Source organism: Verrucomicrobiota bacterium (genome assembly GCA_019247695.1).
Lineage (GTDB): Bacteria > Verrucomicrobiota > Verrucomicrobiia > Chthoniobacterales > JAFAMB01 > JAFBAP01.
The window spans coordinates 1-19,347 of the sequence record JAFBAP010000160.1; the positions used below are offsets into that span (position 1 = coordinate 1).

The following is a 19,347-nucleotide window of genomic DNA, read 5'->3' on the forward strand; positions in this document are numbered from 1 at the left end:
ACAGCCGGAGGTGGTCAAATCGCTTTGCGGCTACAGCTGGATTCAGGTTATCTCAACCGGGTCACCGCCCAGCGACTCGCCCGCCATTCAGCAAGAAGCACCTCCCACGCCAAGCCCGGGTAAACTATCTCTTTGATCCGCAATTGGAATAAAGCTCGACTCTGGCCATTTTCTAACGGAGGAAATGCTGAAAATGAGCCACTTACGGCCTCGCGGATGCGTTTTCGCCAGGTCGGACGGATACCTCGACAGCCAAAAAGCCCGCCAAAGCACACGGAACGGCCCGATTTGGCGGCATCGGCTTGGTTAGAAAATGGCCAAAGTCGAGCTAAAGTACCTGCCTAACCTCAGCCGTCCTGCGGGACCAAAGCAATACCCGGCCTTGTATCCTTAACTAAATGGCAGTGGGATGGAACCCTGGGCTAAGGTCTGCCGGCCCGTTTGGCCTGAGACAAAACTTTACCTCGATGGTCATCGAAATCGTATCAGAACACCACCGCGACGGCGAGGACCGCGAGGAGGGCTCCGACGACGACATCCGGCACCGTATGGCGGGCCAGCACGAGCCGGGACCAACCGACCGCGGCGGCCAGGCCCGCCAGGGCCAGGGCGAGCGGCAAATCGGAACGCCACAAGGCGCCGGCGGTCAGCAACACGAACCCCGTGTGCATCGACGGCTTCAACCAGCGGTTGCAGAACCAGGCTGCGGCGATCAGAAGCATGGCGCCTGCGCAACCCCTGGCAAAGACCGGCGGCTGGCGCGTGACGATCAGGACGGCGACCGTGAGCGCGAGCAGAATCAGCCCGAGCGTAAAAAGGTGGGGTCGATCTTTTCGCGCCGAAACGTCGAGGTCACTCCACTCGCGGCGTTGCACCTTGCGGCCAATGTAGATGGAGGCAGGCGCCAGACACGCCAGCACGATGGTCAGGACGGCTCGAAGCGCCTGCGGGCCGCCGAACGTCCTCCACCCGACAATCAGGGTGACGGCGGGCGTCAGCAGAAAAGGGTGTCCCACCAAAGAGAAGAAGACCGCTAACGGGCGCACCCACGGTCTGGCCGGGCGCGGCGGCGCTGAAGCCGGAACGCCCAACGTTTACACGGTAGGTTGCGACTTCGCGATGGAGACGGCGCCGGTGCGGGCATCGAGCTGTTTGCAGGCCCGCACGATCATGCAAAGCATGCCCCCGGCGAGGGTCGCAACCATGCCGAGCATGAACATGACGCTGACCGAAAATCCGAGGCTGACCCCGTTCACCCCGGACGCCCCAGCCACACTGGAAGGTTCCTTGCAACCCTCGCAGGCCAGAGCCATGGGCAGGTTGGCTGACAGGAGCATGACGATCGTCCAGAAGTACCGGGCCATGAAAGGTATTTTGCCGATGTTTGGCCGTTGCGCAAGAGTGTTCCAACGTCCTCCAGGATGGCAGCCACAACTTCCTGATCGAGGCCCTGGTACCTTTGGCGGATCCGGGCTTCCTCATCGACCAGGACCAGAACCGGCGCGTCGATCGCGGCTTGGCGCAACCGGTCGCCGCGCAGGGCCGGCGCGGTCCCAAAAACCCCGGCTGCAAACCTGGTGATTTCGGCGGGGTCACCGGTGAGGAAAACCCAGTGGTCAGAACCCTCGTAGCTCTCGCGGAGCCGGGCCAGAACGGGCGGTTGGTCGACCTGAGGGTCAATCGTGACAGAGAGAAGCTGGAGGCGGCTGCTCCGGTTAAAATTTTGGTCCAGCTCGGCAAACCTGCTTAGAAGCAGCGGACCAGGACTCCCGCAACGGCTGCAGACCAGCTGGCAAACGGTGATGCGTCCCTGGAGAAAACTACGGTTCACCTCGCGGCCATCCTCGGCGGTAAGCGTAAATTCCCCCACCGTTCCGAGTACGGGCAACTCCGTTTGGGCATGCGATACCGGATGCCGCCACGACCAGAAGATCCCGGCGGCGGCCAGGCAGAAAAGGGTTAGGAGAACCAGGAGAACAGCGCGGGACCGGCGTCTCCCGTCGAGTCCGGCCGGACGAGCAGTAATTTCATCCATTTTCAAGACGATCGATCTCCGGCTGCTTCGCCAGCTTTATACCTGTTGGGCCGTAAAAAAGGGGTTTTGGAGGATGGGTGCGAGAGCAGGGTGATCGCGCTCATCGCCCCCGGTGCTTGCCCCCCCTCAGCAAATCCAACCCGGCGGGGCGGGCGTTTGTTAGGGAGGGCGTACCGGCGTGACGCCTTAGGAGGCCCAACGGGCCGGCAGAGCTTGGCCCTTCGGGCCGCAGGACGGACCCCGGCCCTCCGTGCCGGAGAGGTGGACTCGCCCCAGGCGGTTCAGTCCCCGGCTAACCTCGGCCGTCCCTCCGGGATGGAGGCAACAAGGCCTTGTCCTCCCGGTTCTCCACGAGCTCGTTAAAGGATATAAAGAATCGTGAAGAGGAAGATCCACACGATGTCGACGAAATGCCAGTACAGGCTGCTGCAGTCGAGGAACGCATGGCGCTCCGGGCTGATCAGGCCAAGCATGGTCCGAGCCAAGGCAGCGAGCAGCAGCAACGCGCCGATGAACACGTGCAGGCCGTGAAAACCGGTCAACACAAAGAAGCTGGAACCCATGATCCCGGCCGTGTTGAACCAGAAACCTTCGTGGTAAAGGGAATACCACTCGTGAGCCTGGTTGGCCAGGAAGCAACCGCCCAGGACCAGGGTCAGCAGGAGAAGCAACCGGCCGCCGCGCTGCCCGCGCAAGATCCGCACCTCGCTGAAGTGCAGGGTGAAACTGCTGCTGAGCAGCATCAGGGTCGCAACGGACGTCTGGGCCATCGTGGTCGGGTTTTTAAGCGCTTCCGGCATTTGCCAGCCTGGGCCTGCGCCGGAGCGAAGCACGATGTACCCGCCGATGAGGCCTGCGAACAGCATCGCTTCGGAGGCCAGGAACGTGAGCATCCCGAATCGGACCAGATTCGGCGGTTGCTGGGGCAACTGATCAGCGGTGAGGGCGACGGCGGAGGCTTGCATAGTCTAAGCAGGTTGGTAGATGGACAACTTCCAGAGGATCACGGCAAGGGCGAGGGCCAGGGCAAACAGGATCATCGCGGTAAGGAACCAAAGGTTCTTTTTACGCAGCCCATCCTTCATGAAAACCGGGTAACGACGAGCGCGCCCAGCGTGATCGGCAGGTACACGATGGAAGCGATGAAAAGCTTGCGCGCAGCCCGTTCGGTCCCCGTCACGGCAAAACGCAAAGCCATGCAGAAAAAGTAAACACCGGTGGCGAGCGCAACCGGAAGGTACCAGAACGTGGTGAGCCGGAGCGCGGCCGGAATCAAGCTGACCGAGACCAACCCCATGGTGTAGAGCAACGCCTGCCGGCCGGTCAGACGGCAGTCGGGGTCTTGCCCGCTCAGCATGATGAAACCCGCTGACCGGTATTGTTCCCGGTAAAGCCAGGAGATCGCCAGGAAATGCGGCATCTGCCAGAGAAAAAGGATCGCAAACAGGATCCAGCTCTCAAAGCTGGCTTCACCCCGGACGGCCGTCCAGCCGATTACCGGCGGTAAAGCGCCCGGAATGGCCCCGACGATGGTGTTCAGGGTGGTAACCCGTTTAAGGGGGGTGTAAGCGAAAAGGTAAGTGGCAACCGTCACGGCCGTGAAGAGCCCCGTCAGCACGTTGGTGGCCAGGCTCGTGTAGATGATGCCGGCGGCGGAGCAGATCACCCCGATCATGAGTCCTTCATCGAGGTTCATCCGCCGGGCGGGCAACGGCCGGTTCCGGGTGCGATTCATGCGCGCATCCAGTTCAACCTCGAACACCTGGTTGAGAGCGGCGGCCCCGGCGGCGGCGAGGGCGGTGCCGCACAGGACGTGGAAAAGGTAAAGGTAATTCATCTCGCCATGCCAGGCCAGGAGGAATCCCATGAGCGTCGTGACCAGGACCAGCAGGGTCAGGCGCGCTTTCACCAACTCGCCGAGGTCCGCCACGAACCTGCGCACCGACGCGCGCGCGGTCACCGGCGTAACCGGAGAATGTTTTTCGCTGATGAAGCTCATGCGCGAGCCGCCTCCATTCGGGTTGAGGGATCCGAGCCGGCGACGTTTGCGCATGCGACAAACTTGCACAACGTCACCGAGAAAAGCACGCCGTTCATGAGGGTCAACGCGCCGAACAGCACGTGGGAAGTCGCGATGTCGGCCGCCTTGTTGGACCAGATGGTCCAGGCGCCGAGCGCAAACTGGACGGCGACCAGCAACATCCAGATCAAGGCAAACCTCTTCAAAATGCGTGGAAAGTTCGCCTGGCGCATTGCAGCACTCCCGATCGACACGATCCCGATCACCAACGCCACCGCCCACACTCGGTGCACGTAATGGAGGAGGATCAGCCCAACCGAGGTGGGCAGCTCGGCCTGGGCCGCGCGCGTCTGGTTGATGGTGTCGATCGCAGTTGCTGTGACCGGCGGCAGAACCCCGCCGTACACCGTCGGGAAATCGTGAACCGCCAAGCCGCTGTGCGAGTGGCGCATGGCCGCGCCGAGCACCAACTGGATAAAGACCATCGCGGTAACCACGAGCGTCCAGCGCCTGAATATCAGGAGCCCGGGCTCGGCTGCATGCCGGGCAAATGCCCGCCAGAAGCGGGAGGTCACCAGGGCGATGACGGCCACGAGCGCAAAGAAGCTTTGCGCCAGGCAGCCGTGGAACAGCCCAAGCACCGCGTTGTGCTCCGTGACGCGCAGCCCGCCAAGTACCCCTTGGACGATCACCGCCAGGACGGCGACACCCGCGAGGGTTTTGACCCAGCGCCGATCTTCCACCGCGAAAGCTAATCCGCAGAGAACGAGGGTTAACATGCCCACCCCGCTCGCGATCAGGCGATGGGTGTGTTCAAAGAAAACGCCCCCGATCCAGCGGGAGACCGGAAACAGGAACATGTTGTACCCGAAGCTGTTCGGCCAATCGGGCACGGCCATGCCGGCCTCATGGCTGGTCACCAGGCCGCCGCTGCAGATCAAGACGAGGATTGCCGCGGCAAGAAAGCTTGCGAACCAGTGCAAGAGTCTCCGGGGCAATCCAAACTCGTTCATCTCAGTAGTTTCAGCGGCTCAATGGGGCATTAACCGGGCCGTTTCCGGCACGGGCTGGTTCTGGGGCAGGAAATCCTCCTCCATGCCCGGTACACTATATTCGTATGGACCGTGGTACACCGTCGGAGTCACCTCAAAATTGCCGTGGCCGGGAGGAGACGGCACCGTCCACTCCAGCGTCGTGGAATTCCAGGGATTCCGCGGGGCTTTCGGTCCTTTGAACATGCTGTAGAAGAAGTTGATGAAGAACGGGATGGTCGACAAGCCGAGCCCGAACGCACTCAGGGTGATCAGGACGTTAATGGGCTGTTGGCTGCGCAGGTGATCGTACTGGGTGGGATCGGCGATCCGCCGCATCATCCCGTTGAGACCCAGGTTGTGCATCGGAAAGAAGGTGAGGTTAAAGAACGTGAGCGTGAGGAAAAAGTGGACCTTGCCCCAGAACTCGTTCGTCATACGCCCGAACATCTTCGGGAACCAAAAATAAATCGCGCCAAAGATCGCAAAAATGCTGCCGCCGAACAGGACGTAGTGGATGTGGGCCACCACAAAGTACGTGTGGTGAATGAACAGATCGACCGGGGTCGACGCCATGAAAATCCCGCTCAGGCCGCCGATCACGAACATCGAAACGAAACCCAGCGCGAAGCACATCGGCGTCGTGAACCGGACGGACCCGCGCCAGACCGTGCCGAGCCAGTTGAACGTTTTGATGGCCGAAGGCACCGCGATCACCATCGTCGAGAAGGAGAAAACCGCCGACAGCATCAGGTTCATGCCGCTGACGAACATGTGGTGGCCCCAGACGATAAAGCCCAGGACGCCGATGGCGACCATGGCGAAGACCATCGCCTTGTAGCCGAAAATCGGTTTGCGCGAGAAAACCGGCAGGATTTCCGAGGTCAACCCCATGGCCGGCAGAATGAGGATGTAAACCTCCGGGTGACCGAAGAACCAGAAGAGGTGCTGCCAGAGCAGGGGCTGGCCGTAGTTGGAAGCCGAGAAGAAGCTGGTCCCGAAGTTCAGATCAAAGAAGAGCATGGCGGCCGCGGCGGACAACACCGGCACGGCCAGGAGCAATAAAAACGCGGTGACGAGCAGCGCCCAGACGGCCAGCGGCAAGCGGAACATCTTCATACCGGGGGCGCGCATGTTGATGACCGTGGTGATGTAGTTCATCGCACCGGCAATGGAGGCCAGACCGTTGACGAAAAGACCGACGCACCAGAGACTCTGGCCGGCCTGCGTGCCGTTGTAGGAACCGTGCGCCGAGAGCGGCGCGTACGAGGTCCAGCCGGAGGCCGGAAAACCGTTTGGCGCAAAGAAGCTCGACAGGAGGATGAAACCTGAGAGCAGGAACAGCCAGAACGACAGCGCGTTGAAGAACGGAAACGCCATATCCGGCGCCCCGATCTTAAGCGGAATCAGGAAATTGCCGAACACCCCGACGAGGAACGGCATCACGACCAGGAAGACCATGACCGTGGCGTGCATGGTAAACAGCGCGTTGTACCCGCCGGGCTGGATCGCGCCGTTGTCCGTGATCAACCATCGAGGCAGCAGTTTTCCGATGACCGGCACAGGGGTGCCGGGAAAGGCGAGCTGATAGCGCACCCCGAGGGCAAGCAGGCCGCCGATGATCAGAAAAAAGAGGCAGGCAAAAAGGTATTGCAAGGCAATCGTCTTGTGGTCCTCCGACCAGATGTACTTGCGAAAAAAACTGAGTTCGTGGTGGTGCTGCGCGGTTTCGCCGTGCACCTCGGTAACGGAATGAGCGAGGGTCTGGGCCATAGGGACTGCGACGATTATGGGTTTCGGACGTACGCCCGGTCAGACGAGTTCGAGAGAGCGACTGCGGCCGTTTTTTCCTTGTACCATTTGTCGAACTCCTCCTGAGACACAACCTGGATTTGCGCTTTCATGTTGTAATGGCCGGAGCCGCAGAGCTGGTTACACGCCAACTGAAAGGATCCAAGCTTCGTGGGCACAAACCACACCCAGTCGATGGTGCGCCCGGGCACCGCGTCCTGATAGATCCGGAATTCCGGAACGTAAAAGGCGTGGATGACGTCTTTTGAGTTCAGGCGGATCCGGACCGGCTTGTCCACAGGCAATTCAAGGTTCGGGGACGTGAAGTTATCTTTGGAATCGGGATCGTCTTTGTCGTTGCCGAAAAGATTATCGTTCGACAGCAGCTTGACGTCGGTGCGCCCGAGTTTTTTGTCTGCGCCCGGGTACTGGAAGCTGAACGCAAACTGGTATGCCGTTATTGCGACCTCGAGCGTGTCGGCGGGTGGCTCCGCGTGAATGACGTCCCACCAAAGGTGGTTTCCGTAACCCCAGAGCGAGATAAAAATGGCGGTCGGGATCACCGTCCAGATGAACTCGAGCCGGTTATTCCCGTGACTGTAAGTTGCCTTCACCCCTTTGCGGGCGCGGTACTTGATTAGGAAATAGACGTACACGATCTGCGTCAGGATAAAAACGGCAGCCGTGAGGTAGAAGATGGCGTAGAGGAGCTGGTCGATCTTTTCTCCGGACCGGCTGGCCACGTCCGGCAGCCACCAGAGATCGCTGGTCCGCGGGGCAGCTGAAGCAGTGCCCGTCATGGCCAGGGCCAATGCCACTGCGGCTACGAACAGCAGGCCGCGTTTAAACCTGAAAAAAAGGGGTTTCATAAGAGAAGGGTAGACCCTGGGCTAAGTTCTCCTGGCCCTTCGGGCCATAAGACGGTCCCCAAGCTGCTGTGTGTCATTGCAATTCGCCCCAAGCGTTTCAGTCCCTCGCTGCTATCCACCGTCCCTCCGGGACGAACGCAACTCCGAAAACGTGTGCGTAAAACGTAGTCATAAAAGACCCCGGCAGCCGGCAGACGGGCAACCTACGCTGAAAACACGGAAATTTAAAGTTACCATACCGTTACTTCGTCTGAGCGGCAGGCGCATTGGCCGGGGCCGCAGGTTTGGCCGCCGGCGCCGCGGCATTTTTGGCGACGTCCTGGGCCGGCATTTTCTGCAGTTCAGCCATGGTCCATTGTTCCTTGCGATCCTTAACCTGCTCGCGCACCTGCTTCACGGCTTCGGGCGGAATCGGCGGCGCAGTGTTGCCCCAGTCGGAGCGAACGTAGGTGAGAATGGCGGCGAACTGCTGGTCCGTGTACTGGGCTTCCCACGCCTGCATGGCGTTGTTGTAGGCCTGGCCTTTGACCTGCACGGGGCCCTGCAACCCTTTCAGCACAATCGCGATCAACCGGTTGGTGGCATCGCTGTTCACCCACTCCGAACCCGCCAGCGGCGGGAACTGGCCGGCCACCCCCTGGCCGTTGGCCTGGTGGCAGGTGATGCAATTCGCCGAAAACAGTTTGCGCCCGACCTCCTTCGGATCCGGCGGGACGGCCGGACCGCTCGCGGCGGCCCCGTACTTCGGCTTGAAGTCAAACACGCTGCTGTCAAAGCCGCCGCTGTAAGTGAAAAGGTATGCACCCGTCCAGAAGACGGCGACGGCGAGAACGCCCAGGAACCAGGCCGGCACCGGCGCGCTGCCGGCATCCAGCGGCGACCTGCCGGGCGCCGCTTCCGGGCTATGCCCGGGCTCCGGGCCGTAAGGACGATTCGGTTCAGAAGATTCGAGGCTCATTCCTTTGGTTCCGGGACTTCCGGCAGCGGGTAGGTTCGGTTGAGCGCACGAAGGTAGCCGACCAGTTCCCGGGCGTCGTTATTCGGAACGACTTCCCAACCGGGCGGCGGCGCGTCTTCACCGGCCAACTGCAAGGCATCCGCAGAAGGCTGGCCGGCAATTTTCCGGGTGGTAAACAACCAGCGGTAAGCCGGCATCCCTGACCCCGGATTCACGGTGGCCGGGCTGTATAACAGCTTATAGTACCAGGCCGCATCCTTTTGGCGGGCGCCCACGTTCGTCAGGTCCGGCCCGAGCCGGCTGCTGCCGAGAAAAACGTCCCCGTCATTCATGTAGTCGCGGGCCACCGTCCGGCGTGCCCCCCACTTCCGGTCGATGTCGGATCCTTCATTCTTGTCCCGAACGTATTGAGAATGGCAGTCGACGCAGCCATTGGCCGCGTAGACCCGGAAGCCCTGGACCGCAGTGCCGGGCAACCCGGGCGGGATGACTTCGTTGGTGGTCGCATCGCGGTCGGGCCGCAACTCCGCAAAAGCCATGTACGGGTAATAAACCATCCCGAGCCAGCCAAGGAGGAAAAAGCCTAAAACTCCGAGGAAATAAGGTGTGAAGCGTTTCAAGCGACCGAGACCTCCGCGGGGGTTTCAACTGGGGCAACCGGTTCCGCCGCAGCGCGCACCCGTTCCAAACACCGGAAGCAAAGGACGAGGAACAGCGAAAATCCGAAGAGCAGGTAGGAAAAGAAGAGCATTCCGACGGCGATGACCTGGACCAGCAGGAACGGCCGGATGATGTCAACGACGGCGCTGAACTCGATCTTGGCATCGGCCAGGCCGAAACCCTGGACCAAGCCCCCGACGGCCTGATCAAGCGCCAGCATTCCCACCCCGGCGGCAGCCAGCCAGAATTGAAGCCTGAGCAGGCCGGGCAGCAACCAGCGTCGCCCAAGCAACTCCGGCACGGCGTAGTAAACCGCGCCCATGAGGGTAAAGGTTACAAATCCGGCCAGCAGCAACGACCAGCGCGCGGCCATGCCCAGGGTGAAATGAAAGATGTAATCGACCGTGCGGAACGAAATGAACGCCGACCAGAACGTGGCGGCGACAAACAGGAAAAAGCCGGTCATGGCGAAACGCAGCGGCAGGTTCGCACCCGCGAAGTCGTACCGGCCGTCGAGCGTGCGATGGAAATTCGCGAACAGGGCGAGTACCGGGAGGATCAGCAGGACGTTGGCAACGATGGTCACGGTTTGCATCCAGGCCGGGAACGGGCCGCCCAGGAACAGGCCGAGCCCTGCCCACACGGCCAGGGCGCCGTAGCCCCAAAAGCCGATCCGGGCCAGGGGCAAACTGGCGACGGGCCGCTGAACCCCTTCGGGAATCAGGACGTACGCAGCGCCAAGCGCGAGCGGCACCAGCCAGAGTTGGTAAAGGCCGTTCACGTACCAGGACTGAATGGCGGGCTGCACGGGCCCGCCCGTGTGCCAGTAATTGACGATGGCTTGGCCCGTGGTGAAAACCCAGACGAAACAGAGCAGCGCCGCCACCAGGTACCAGAGCGGGATGACCCGCAACTGGTTGCGGTACGCCCAGAACTCAACCAGGAGCCAGGTGACGATGAGCACCGCGGCGAGAAAGAACCCGAACGAAATGGACGGGTTGATCTCCAGCAACTCCCGGCCGGTGCTGCCACCACCGAGGACGTGCCAGAGTCCGAGCGCCAACGACAGGTTCCAGATGATCCCGGCGATAAAAATCAACAGACCGGCGCGCCAGGACAGGCGGCAAAGCCGGCTGACGAAGTAAAGCGCGACGCCGAGTCCGGTCAGGGACGCCCAACCAAACACAAAAGCGTTGGTAAACGCCGGATAGACCCGCCCGTAGGTAAGCCACGGCACACCGGCAAAAGCGTACCAGGCATTCGGCGCGAACGCCTGGGCGGTGTTCAACCACCAGAACAAAGAGGAAACGATGAGCCAGGCCGCTCCGGAGAGGAGGTAAAAGGCGATAATGCTCCGGCCCAGGCGGTGGGCGCGGTCTATGATCAATGGGACAGCGGTATGATCAGCCATGGATGGAACCTCCTGAGTTTCGGGTTGGAGTCCGGACGCGAGCGCACACGAATAAATGGGAAAGCATACCTATTTCGGCGGAGGGGTGGAAGCGGGGGTTCCGGCGGGTGAAGCGTCTCCGGCCGGCGGGGCCGGGTTTGATTGCGGGGCCGGGGTCGGCTGTGAAGGCGGAGCGGATGCCGGAGCGGGGACCGACTGCGGGTTAACGACGGGAGCCGGAGGCGCAGCGGCGGCCGGGGCCGGGCTGGCCGGCGGCAGGCCGGCGGCCGGGGATGGCGACGCCGAGGGGTTAGCGGTCGGCGCCGGGGCGTTGTTCGTGGCCGGGGCGGGCGCCGGCGGGTTGATCAGCCCGGCCGGATGCGGTTTGTTCGCCTCCAGGTCGGCGATGATCAGCTGTTTGGCGCGCTCGATCGGGACCCCGACGACGCCTTTCTGCCGGTCGATCCAATGGTAATGGTTCAGCACCTTATCGTTGTCGGCGTAAAGGTCGGCAAGATTCTTGAGCCGGGTCTGGCGCCGTTCTTCATCGAAGGTCGGGATCGCCTGCCGTTGCCAGGCGCTGAACCGGGCCAGGCCCAGAAACAGGAGCACGATCACCAACCCCGCGATCACCAATGGCAGTGAACCCTTGCCGTTCCGATAACTTTTGGCCATAGGACGAGAATCAGTTGCTCAGGTTTACCGACTCCAGCAGCCGCGGGTCGCGCGCCGGGAACAGCGGCACGTCGCCGATGGTGCGCAGGAAGAGAAACGCCAGCGGGCACCCGATCGCAAAAAGGCAAAGCAGATCGAGGATGTTTATCTGGAACCCGGCCGGGTGAAGAAACGGCAGAACCGTGATGTAGGTATCCAGCACGTGCATCGCCAGGATCCAGAAGCAGATAAAGCCCAGGAACTTCGGATTACGCTTCGTGAATTGAAACAGCAGGTAAAGAAACGGAATAAAAAACCGGCCCACCACCATGAAGGTGCTCAGCACGTTCCAGGACTCAACGTTGCGCCGGAGAAACCATTGCGTTTCCTCCGGGATATTGCCGTACCAGATGAGCATGTACTGGCTGAAGCCGATGTAGCCCCAGAAAATTGAGAACGTCAGGAGCAGCTTACCCATGATGTGGTAATGCTCCTCGTTGACGGCCCTGAGGTAACCGGCATTTTTGAGGGCGATCACGACCAGGATGATGAGGGCCATGCCTGCCCCGGCGGCGCCCGCAAAGATGTAGACGCCCCACATGGTCGACGCCCAGTGGTAGTCGAGCGACGCCACCCAATCAAATGAGAACGCGGTGAGGCTCGCGGCGAAAAGGAGCAGGCACACGAAAGAGGTGCCCCGCATCTGGATCGACCAGCGCGGGTCGCCGTCGCCGTCCTGGCGGAGCGAGGTCCGGCGGAAATAAAAGGCCGCCAGACCGAAGTAGAGGAAGTAGAAGATCGCCCGCAGCCAGAAGAACGGGACCACCAAAGGGCCGAGGCGAAATTCGAAATACGGCAGCTTGGCCGCAAGAGCCGGGTCAACGTGGGCCTGGTCTTTGACCGTGATCCAGGCCCAGATGTCTTTGCGAAACAGGAAGAGGGGGATAAAGAAGAGCACCATCCAAGGCAGAAGCACCGCCAGGTTCTCCATCTGTCTCCTGACCAGGATACCCCAGCCGGAATCGGTCGCGTGGTGCACCAGGATCCAGAAGTAGCAGCCGACCAGGATGGTAAAGAAGTAGACGAAGGCGAACAGCCAGGAATAGGCCAGTTGCCTGCGCAACCCACTCCCTGCCGGGGCGATCACGCCCACCGCCAGGGTAATCAGGAGCGAAAGGACGCCGATCCCCAGCAAAATCAAGAGGATCCGGCTGAGATTCTTGACGTCAAAACGCTCCGGTTTCGGGACAGAATGCAGACTCATGGATGGCTGGCCTCCAGTGCCTGGCGTTGATCCTCAGGCACATCCGACAGTTTGGCGTACTGGCTCTTCTGCAGGGCTCGAATGTAGGCCACGACGGCCCACCGATCCTTGACCGTGACCTTGTCGCCGTACGGCATCATCGAGTTATAGCCGTTGGTGATGGTGTTGAAGATCTGGCCATCCGCCATCTCGCGGTACTTATCCTGATGGTAGTTGGCAATCCCGAGCAGACCGTATTTGGAAGTGACCCCGTTCCCCTGCCCGGTTGCGCCGTGGCAGGCGGAACAGTAGATGGTGTAGACTTTCTGGCCGCGATCGATCAATTCCGGCGTCGCGGGCATCGGGATCCCCGTGCCCCAGTTGGCGCGCATTTTTCCGGTGTTGTAATAATCGGTGCCGGCCGTGAATTCACCCAGGGGCGAGCGGATATCGCTGGGCGTCTCCGAATTCTGAAACGGGTGCCCCGGGATGTCGTATCCCATCGGGATCGTCCCGTCCACCGGGGGGCGGGCGCCGCGGCCGTCGGCGAAAAAGTCGGAGGGCCGTTGGAATTTGATCTTCGATTGCCGCTTCATGTCGCTGAAGAACTCGATCGGCGGCGCGCTGTGACGTTCCCCCTGGAATCCGAGTACGGCGATCGCCACGATGCAGAGCAATCCAGTGACGATCAGGAAATTCTTAATCATTGGCGTAGATTACCTTCACCTCTTTGCTGCCGAGCCCTTGGAGGAGGTCGCGGGTCCCGGACTCCGAATATTTCGGGTCGCCCGACTCGATCACCAGGAAGAAAGCATCATTCGTGACCCGCCGGAAGGGCAGGTAATCGAACAGCGGGTGGTGGAGGCGCGGCAACCGGTTCAGGACGAACACGCCGAAAAACGCGGTGAACGCCGAGAACAGGATCGTCAGCTCGAACATGATCGGGAAAAATGCGGGCACCGTGAAAAAGTCGACCGGTTTGCCGTGCACGATGAGCGGGTAGAGGAACGATGAGGGGATAAATTCCAGGCTGGCCGCGGTGAGAAAACCGGTCAGGCCGCCGCAGAAAATGATGTACCCGAGCGGGCTTTTGCCGAGGCCCATGGCCTTGTTCATGCCGTGGATCGGAAAGGGCGAGTGAACGTCCCAGAAGCGGTAGCCTGCGTCACGGACTCCTTCGGCGGCATGGTAAAGCTCGGCAGCCGAACCGAATTCGGCGACGACGGCGAAGGATGGGCGGCGGGCGGCGGCGGCGGTCATGGGTGGACCTCCTCTTTGGTCAGGGTTGCGCCGGGAATCTGGGCTGAAACGTGGTGAGGATCAGCTTCGGGCAACACGCCTTTGACCTCGGCAATCGCCACCATCGGCAGGAACCGGATGAACAGCAGGAAAAGGGTCAGAAAGAGGCCATGGGTACCGGCGAACGTCATCATGTCGACCCAGGTCGGATGGTACATGCCCCAACTGGAAGGCAGGAAGTCCCGGTGCAGCGAGATCACGATGATGACGAACCGTTCGAACCACATCCCGGCGTTGACGCACATGCTGACAAAGAAAACGGTGATGATGTTGCGCCGGAACGCGCGAACCCAGAACAACTGGGGAATGATCACGTTGCAGACGAACATCGACCACGACGCCCACCAATACGGGCCGAAATAACGGTTGATAAACGCGTAGCGTTCAAAGGAGTTCGCGCCGTAATAGGCCACGAACCATTCCATCATGTACGCATAACCGACGATCGATCCGGTCAGCAGGATGATCTTGCACATCACGTCGATGTGATTCCACGTGAAGACGTCCTCCAGGTGGTACAAGGAACGGGCGGGCAGCATCAGGGTAAGGACCATGGCGAACCCGCCGAAGATAGCGCCCGCCACAAAGTAAGGCGGGAAGATGGTCGTGTGCCAGCCGGGCAGAACCGAGGTAGCGAAGTCGAACGACACCGTGGAGTGAACCGACAAGACCAGCGGGGTCGAAAGGCCGGCCAGGATCAGGTAAGCCATTTCATAGTGGCGCCACTGCCGGTTGCCCCCGCGCCAGCCCAATGCCAGCACGCCATAAACGAAGCGGCCGACCAGGCTGCGGGCGCGGTCGCGCATCGTGGCCAGATCCGGAACCAGGCCGAGGAACCAGAACAACACCGAGACCGTGAAATAAGTCGAGACTGCAAACACGTCCCAGAGCAGCGGGCTGCGGAAATTCGGCCAGATCCAGTTCGGGACCGGCACGGGCGCCAGGAACCAGGCCATCCAGACGCGCCCGACGTGGATGCCGGGAAAAATACCGGCGCAGATCACGGCAAAAAGCGTCATCGCTTCCGACGCGCGGTTAATCGACGTGCGCCATTTCTGGCGGGTCAGGAACAAGATCGCCGAGATCAGCGTGCCGGCGTGACCGATGCCGATCCAGAAGACGAAGTTGGTGATATCCCAGGCCCACCCGACCGGGATGTTATTGCCCCAGACGCCGACGCCGGTAAACAGGAGGTAAAAGATGCAGAAGATCCCGAACGCGGCCAACGAGCCGGTGATGGCGATGCTGACGTACCACCACATGGGCGTCTTGCTTTCGACGATCCCGCAGATCAGGTCGCTGATCCACGGCATGGAGCGGTTATTCTCCACCAAGGGCGGCCTTGGCATGCGCTCTTCGAAGGGGACGGTGGACGCTGCGGAAGCTGCCGATTCAGCCATGATACGTTTCCTCCGGTGATTGGAGCCGGGCGGCCGGCCCCGGCTCGTTACCTGCCTTTTCGCCGCCGTCGCGCTCGTGCTCGACGTTGATTTTTCCGATCTTTTGGGCGCCGGGCATTTTGGGATTGGGATTGCGCAGCCGGGCGAGGTAGCTCGTGCGCGTTTCAACGTTCAGGTACTTCAGAAGATGATAGTTCTGCGGCAGGGCACGCACCTTGGAGACGTGGCTCTGCGGATCCTTCAGGTCCCCGAAGACGATGGCCTCCGTCGGGCAAACCTGCTGGCAGGCAGTCCTCACCGAGTCGGTCGGCAGGGTGAGGTCGCCGGTCACCCCGGCCTTCACGCGCTGCTGGATTTTTGCCGTCTCGATGCGCTGCACGCAATAGGTGCACTTCTCCATCACCCCGCGCATCCGGACCGTCACGTTCGGATTTTTCTGGAGCTTGGAGATTTCGTCCATGCCCCAGTGGGCGAGCGGCCCGAGGTAGAGCTGCTGTTTGCCCTGGAAGCCGGGGAGCCCGTGCTCGATGCGGTCGAGCACCGGCCGGTCGTTGTAGTTGAAGAAGTTAAAGCGCCGCACCTTGAACGGGCAGTTGTTGGAGCAATATCGGGTGCCGATGCAGCGGTTGTAAACCATTACGTTCAGCCCCTCTTCACTGTGGACGGTCGCGTTGACCGGGCAGACGGTCTCACACGGCGCGTTCTCGCAGTGCTGGCACATCATCGGCTCCATGACCATCTCCGGTTCTTCCTCCAGGCGCGGGTTGGCCAGATCGCCGTCCGCACTGGCGAAGTAGCGATCGATGCGCATCCAATGCATCTCGCGGGTCCGGTCGCACTGGTCCTTGCCGACGATCGGGATGTTGTTTTCCGCCTGGCAGGCGATCACGCAGGCCGAACATCCCGTACAGGTATTGAGGTCGACCACCATGGCCCATTGGTTGGGCGCATTCAGCGGCGGGTGCGAGTACAGCGAGAGGTTAGGCCGAATCTCCGCGTCATCCCCGATCCGCTGCGCAAAATCCGGCGTCTTGGCGTAATCGTCGACGGTGCCCTCCCGCACCAGGTTGCGGCCTTCCATGCTGTGGTGCATCTGAGTTTGCACCAGGTGGTAACCGCCTTTCTGGACCAGCCGGACCGTGGCTCCCGTCGCCACGTACGGCGCCGCGGCCGTGCGGAGTTCGTACGCATTGAAACCGGTCCCCCGCCCTACCTTACCCACCGCAGGGCGGCCGTAGCCGAGCGGCAGCGTGATCGAGTAATCGGCGTGGCCGGGTGCGATCAGCACCGCGACCTGCAGGCGGCGGTCGCCGACCGTAATTTCGACCATGTCGCCATCGGCGACGTTGAGCGCGCGCGCGGTCGCTTTGGAGAGCAGCGCGGCATTATCCCAGGTCAGTTTGGTGATGGGATCCGGCATCTCCTGCATCCAGGCGTTGTTGGTGTACCGGCCGTCATCAACTTTGTAGTCAGCCGGAAAGACTACCTCCAGGGCGCTCGGGTTCGCCGGGGCCGGCAGCGGCGCGACGGTCTTGAGCAGGTTCGGGAGCCCGTTCGGGTTAAATTCCTGCCCCGCCGGGGTGTAGCCCGTGCCGCGGGCGTAGCCTTCACGCAGCAAGCGGGTCCAGGCCGCTTCAAAATCGTCGTCTTTGACAAACGCCTTGAAGGTCTCGCGCACCGCCTCCAATCCGCCCGGCACCCCGAGCAGTCTGGAAAGCACATCGATCTGCGAGAGGCCCCCGAAAAGCGGCAGGATCATCGGTTGCACCGGCAGGTAGGTTCCGTCGGTGGCCCGCTGGTCGCCCCAGGCTTCCAGAAAATGCGCTTCCGGCACGTGCCATTTGGCGCCGGGCGACGTTTCGTCGACGTAATAACCGAGCCGGACGACTTCCGGTACGGCCTTTTGAATTTCCGGCCACCGCAAGTCGGCCGGGGCGGTGTAACCGGGGTTGCCGGCCAGAATGAACAGCCGTTTCACCGCGCCCGCCTTGATGCCGGCGGCCAGCTCCTCGAGGCTCGCCGTTTTTACGCGCGGCGCAGCGGCCAAACTGAGGGTCGAGCCGAGCGCCCGGAGCGCATTGTTCATCGCGAGCACCACGCCATGCACCCACGCAGGGTAACGCGAGCCGAGTAAAACCAGGCTGCGCCCCATGCGGCCGACCAGATCGTTAGCGCATTCCGTGACCCACTTCGGATCGAACTGGCTCCCGTTATCGCGGACCTGTCCTACCAAGGCGCTCAGGACCCGGTCATTGGTAGCAGCGGCGACCTGCCTGGCCAGGGCAACGGCAAACCCGGGAATCTGGGACGCGGCGCAGCGCAACCGGTGATCAGCCATTCCGCCGGTAAGACTGTAGCGATTTTCGACGACGTAGAGGCGGTTCATGCCCCGGGCCGAGCCGTGCGCCCGGCGGCGCCCCGCGAATTCGCAGGCCTGTTCGACGCGCTGCTCCAACCCGAGGAAATCCGCGTCGAGGGCGACCACCACGTCGGCGTTCGAAAACATCGGGCGCGCCAGCACGTCCGGACCAAAAAGCGCTTCGGTGGCGGCATGGACCTCCCGGTGCCCGAGCGGATCGCCGGAATAAAAGGCGATCTGCGGGTACTGCCGTTTCAGGTCATCCAGGAGCCGGTCCCGGGCCGGCGCGTATTGCTCATCGATCAACAGGGCAAGACCGGCGCCGCCGTTCGCCTTCAACTCCTGCTGGACGCCCTTCAGGTATTCATCGAACGCCTGAGGCGGAACTTCTTTCCCGTCCTGCAGGAACGTCTGGGCACGATCCGGATCGTAGAGCTGCAGGATCGAAGCCTGGGTCAGCGCGTCGGTTCCACCGTTGCTGAACGGCACCACGGGATTGCCCTCGAGCTTGGTCGGGCGCCCTTCGTAAGTCGTGGCGATCAACGGGGTCCCGCCGAGGCGCCCCGGGATTGACGTGCTGTAAAGCACGGCCCGGCCCGGGATCAACCATTCGACGCTTTTGGTGTAAGGGACGAGGTAGGTCTGGGGCCGGCGGCAGCCGCTCAGCCCGACGCCGGCCAGCGCCAGCGACGCACCCATCAGACGGAGAAAATTGCGCCGGGAAACGCCGTCGGCTTCGAACTCAGCCGCACCGTCGGGGAACTCGCGTTGAAGCCATTGGCGGAACTCGGGGGTGTCCGCGTATTCCTCGACGCTGCGCCAGTAGCGGCGCCCGGTCGACTTGGCCGGGGGATGATGAAAAATTCGTTTCATTTAACGGTGACAACCTGCGCAGTTCTGGGGCGGATTGATGTTCCATTGCTCCTTGAGCTGGGAACCGATCTGGAGCTGGGTCTGGCCCGCGTCCGGATTCCAGTCGAGGTTAAACACCTGGCCGACCGGCCGGAGGCGGCCTTCCGGATGGCGGTGGCAATCCAGGCACCACCCCATGCTCAGCGGTTCGTGCTGGTACACCACGTCCATGTGATTCACCTGCCCATGACAGCTGACGCAGCTCACCCCACGGTTCACGTGTACGGCGTGGTTGAAATAAGCGAAATCCGGCACCTGGTGGATCCACACCCAGTTCAGCGGCTTGCCGGTCGCCCAGCTTTCGCGCACGGCCGCGAGCTTCGGGTTGTTTGCCTGCACCTGCTGGTGGCAGTTCATGCAGGTCTGGGTAGTCGGGAGATTGGAGTGCGGCGACACCTCGACGTACGAGTGGCAGTACCGGCAGTCCAGCCCCAACTGCGTCACATGGATGTCATGCGAGAAAGGAACCGGCTGCACCGGTTGGTAGCCCTTCCGCATGTAGTCCGGGGTTAAGTAGTACCAATAAGCTGCCGATGCGACCCCCCCGAGCACCAGGAGGCAAAACACGATTTTCAGCGGCAGATAATTCGTCCAGCGGGGAAAAAAATTAGCCATGCGACCTCAAACCAGTGACAACACACCGCCCTGAAGCGGCGGGAATTTACGAACGCGCGTGTTACGAATCGGCCGTTCTCGGAATAGCGTAGTCGTTTTCAAAGGGCGAAC

At 61.7% G+C, this 19,347-nt stretch carries 18 protein-coding genes; all 18 read right to left on the reverse strand.

Annotation, left to right across the window (positions count from 1 at the left end):
- Positions 1–485 precede the first annotated feature (485 nt).
- The 18 genes from JO015_19395 to JO015_19480 all read right to left on the reverse strand — a co-directional run bounded on the left by JO015_19395 (position 486) and on the right by JO015_19480 (position 19,236).
- Positions 486–1,016, reverse strand: a complete 531-nt coding sequence (locus tag JO015_19395) for a hypothetical protein (GenBank protein MBW0001265.1) — start codon at positions 1,014–1,016, stop codon at positions 486–488.
- Between the two features lie 78 nt (positions 1,017–1,094).
- A complete protein-coding gene (locus JO015_19400; GenBank protein ID MBW0001266.1) occupies positions 1,095–1,364 on the reverse strand; it encodes a hypothetical protein in 270 nt (89 codons plus the stop codon).
- A complete protein-coding gene (locus JO015_19405) occupies positions 1,253–2,035 on the reverse strand; it encodes an SCO family protein (GenBank protein MBW0001267.1) in 783 nt (260 codons plus the stop codon). The genes JO015_19400 and JO015_19405 overlap by 112 nt, the downstream gene beginning before the upstream one ends.
- Before the next feature lie 359 nt (positions 2,036–2,394).
- A complete protein-coding gene (locus JO015_19410) occupies positions 2,395–3,000 on the reverse strand; it encodes a heme-copper oxidase subunit III (protein MBW0001268.1) in 606 nt (201 codons plus the stop codon).
- A gap of 116 nt (positions 3,001–3,116) precedes the next feature.
- Positions 3,117–4,034 carry a protoheme IX farnesyltransferase gene (gene cyoE, locus JO015_19415; GenBank protein MBW0001269.1) on the reverse strand — a complete coding sequence of 306 codons (918 nt, stop codon included), beginning with the start codon at positions 4,032–4,034 and terminating at the stop codon, positions 3,117–3,119.
- Positions 4,031–5,068: a COX15/CtaA family protein gene (locus JO015_19420; protein ID MBW0001270.1), complete on the reverse strand. Its 1,038-nt coding sequence runs from the start codon at positions 5,066–5,068 to the stop codon at positions 4,031–4,033. The genes cyoE and JO015_19420 overlap by 4 nt, the downstream gene beginning before the upstream one ends.
- Positions 5,069–5,086: 18 nt before the next feature.
- The gene (locus tag JO015_19425) at positions 5,087–6,859 is read right to left on the reverse strand and encodes a cbb3-type cytochrome c oxidase subunit I (GenBank protein ID MBW0001271.1); all 1,773 of its coding nucleotides are present in this window, start codon (positions 6,857–6,859) and stop codon (positions 5,087–5,089) included.
- Between the two features lie 14 nt (positions 6,860–6,873).
- Positions 6,874–7,746 (reverse strand): cytochrome c oxidase subunit II, encoded by an 873-nt coding sequence (gene coxB / locus JO015_19430; GenBank protein MBW0001272.1) that lies wholly within the window; start codon positions 7,744–7,746, stop codon positions 6,874–6,876.
- Between the two features lie 241 nt (positions 7,747–7,987).
- A complete protein-coding gene (locus tag JO015_19435; GenBank protein MBW0001273.1) occupies positions 7,988–8,704 on the reverse strand; it encodes a cytochrome c in 717 nt (238 codons plus the stop codon).
- Positions 8,701–9,324 (reverse strand): cbb3-type cytochrome c oxidase subunit II, encoded by a 624-nt coding sequence (locus JO015_19440; protein ID MBW0001274.1) that lies wholly within the window; start codon positions 9,322–9,324, stop codon positions 8,701–8,703. The genes JO015_19435 and JO015_19440 overlap by 4 nt, the downstream gene beginning before the upstream one ends.
- Positions 9,321–10,775: a cbb3-type cytochrome c oxidase subunit I gene (locus JO015_19445; protein MBW0001275.1), complete on the reverse strand. Its 1,455-nt coding sequence runs from the start codon at positions 10,773–10,775 to the stop codon at positions 9,321–9,323. Before JO015_19445 ends, JO015_19440 begins: the two co-directional genes overlap by 4 nt.
- 69 nt (positions 10,776–10,844) lie before the next feature.
- A complete protein-coding gene (locus JO015_19450) occupies positions 10,845–11,429 on the reverse strand; it encodes a hypothetical protein (protein ID MBW0001276.1) in 585 nt (194 codons plus the stop codon).
- Between the two features lie 10 nt (positions 11,430–11,439).
- Positions 11,440–12,672, reverse strand: a complete 1,233-nt coding sequence (locus tag JO015_19455) for a hypothetical protein (GenBank protein MBW0001277.1) — start codon at positions 12,670–12,672, stop codon at positions 11,440–11,442.
- A complete protein-coding gene (locus tag JO015_19460; protein MBW0001278.1) occupies positions 12,669–13,358 on the reverse strand; it encodes a cytochrome c in 690 nt (229 codons plus the stop codon). Before JO015_19460 ends, JO015_19455 begins: the two co-directional genes overlap by 4 nt.
- Positions 13,351–13,911: a DUF3341 domain-containing protein gene (locus tag JO015_19465; protein ID MBW0001279.1), complete on the reverse strand. Its 561-nt coding sequence runs from the start codon at positions 13,909–13,911 to the stop codon at positions 13,351–13,353. The genes JO015_19460 and JO015_19465 overlap by 8 nt, the downstream gene beginning before the upstream one ends.
- Positions 13,908–15,350 (reverse strand): polysulfide reductase NrfD, encoded by a 1,443-nt coding sequence (gene nrfD, locus JO015_19470; GenBank protein ID MBW0001280.1) that lies wholly within the window; start codon positions 15,348–15,350, stop codon positions 13,908–13,910. The genes JO015_19465 and nrfD overlap by 4 nt, the downstream gene beginning before the upstream one ends.
- Complete coding sequence (locus JO015_19475) at positions 15,343–18,582, reverse strand: TAT-variant-translocated molybdopterin oxidoreductase (GenBank protein ID MBW0001281.1); 3,240 nt, start codon at positions 18,580–18,582, stop codon at positions 15,343–15,345. Before JO015_19475 ends, nrfD begins: the two co-directional genes overlap by 8 nt.
- Positions 18,583–19,236 carry a cytochrome c3 family protein gene (locus tag JO015_19480; GenBank protein MBW0001282.1) on the reverse strand — a complete coding sequence of 218 codons (654 nt, stop codon included), beginning with the start codon at positions 19,234–19,236 and terminating at the stop codon, positions 18,583–18,585.
- Positions 19,237–19,347 lie beyond the last annotated feature (111 nt).

What these genes read in the sequence shown, in the direction of transcription:
- JO015_19460 (MBW0001278.1), bottom strand. Translation starts at nt 13,358, where the DNA reads ATGATTAAGAATTTCCTGATCGTCACTGGATTGCTCTGCATCGTGGCG.
- coxB (MBW0001272.1), bottom strand. Translation starts at nt 7,746, where the DNA reads ATGAAACCCCTTTTTTTCAGGTTTAAACGCGGCCTGCTGTTCGTAGCC.
- JO015_19400 (MBW0001266.1), bottom strand. Translation starts at nt 1,364, where the DNA reads ATGGCCCGGTACTTCTGGACGATCGTCATGCTCCTGTCAGCCAACCTG.
- JO015_19445 (MBW0001275.1), bottom strand. Translation starts at nt 10,775, where the DNA reads ATGGCTGATCATACCGCTGTCCCATTGATCATAGACCGCGCCCACCGC.
- cyoE (MBW0001269.1), bottom strand. Translation starts at nt 4,034, where the DNA reads ATGAGCTTCATCAGCGAAAAACATTCTCCGGTTACGCCGGTGACCGCG.
- JO015_19480 (MBW0001282.1), bottom strand. Translation starts at nt 19,236, where the DNA reads ATGGCTAATTTTTTTCCCCGCTGGACGAATTATCTGCCGCTGAAAATC.
- JO015_19450 (MBW0001276.1), bottom strand. Translation starts at nt 11,429, where the DNA reads ATGGCCAAAAGTTATCGGAACGGCAAGGGTTCACTGCCATTGGTGATC.
- JO015_19405 (MBW0001267.1), bottom strand. Translation starts at nt 2,035, where the DNA reads ATGGATGAAATTACTGCTCGTCCGGCCGGACTCGACGGGAGACGCCGG.
- JO015_19435 (MBW0001273.1), bottom strand. Translation starts at nt 8,704, where the DNA reads ATGAGCCTCGAATCTTCTGAACCGAATCGTCCTTACGGCCCGGAGCCC.
- JO015_19410 (MBW0001268.1), bottom strand. Translation starts at nt 3,000, where the DNA reads ATGCAAGCCTCCGCCGTCGCCCTCACCGCTGATCAGTTGCCCCAGCAA.
- JO015_19420 (MBW0001270.1), bottom strand. Translation starts at nt 5,068, where the DNA reads ATGAACGAGTTTGGATTGCCCCGGAGACTCTTGCACTGGTTCGCAAGC.
- JO015_19425 (MBW0001271.1), bottom strand. Translation starts at nt 6,859, where the DNA reads ATGGCCCAGACCCTCGCTCATTCCGTTACCGAGGTGCACGGCGAAACC.
- nrfD (MBW0001280.1), bottom strand. Translation starts at nt 15,350, where the DNA reads ATGGCTGAATCGGCAGCTTCCGCAGCGTCCACCGTCCCCTTCGAAGAG.
- JO015_19465 (MBW0001279.1), bottom strand. Translation starts at nt 13,911, where the DNA reads ATGACCGCCGCCGCCGCCCGCCGCCCATCCTTCGCCGTCGTCGCCGAA.
- JO015_19455 (MBW0001277.1), bottom strand. Translation starts at nt 12,672, where the DNA reads ATGAGTCTGCATTCTGTCCCGAAACCGGAGCGTTTTGACGTCAAGAAT.
- JO015_19475 (MBW0001281.1), bottom strand. Translation starts at nt 18,582, where the DNA reads ATGAAACGAATTTTTCATCATCCCCCGGCCAAGTCGACCGGGCGCCGC.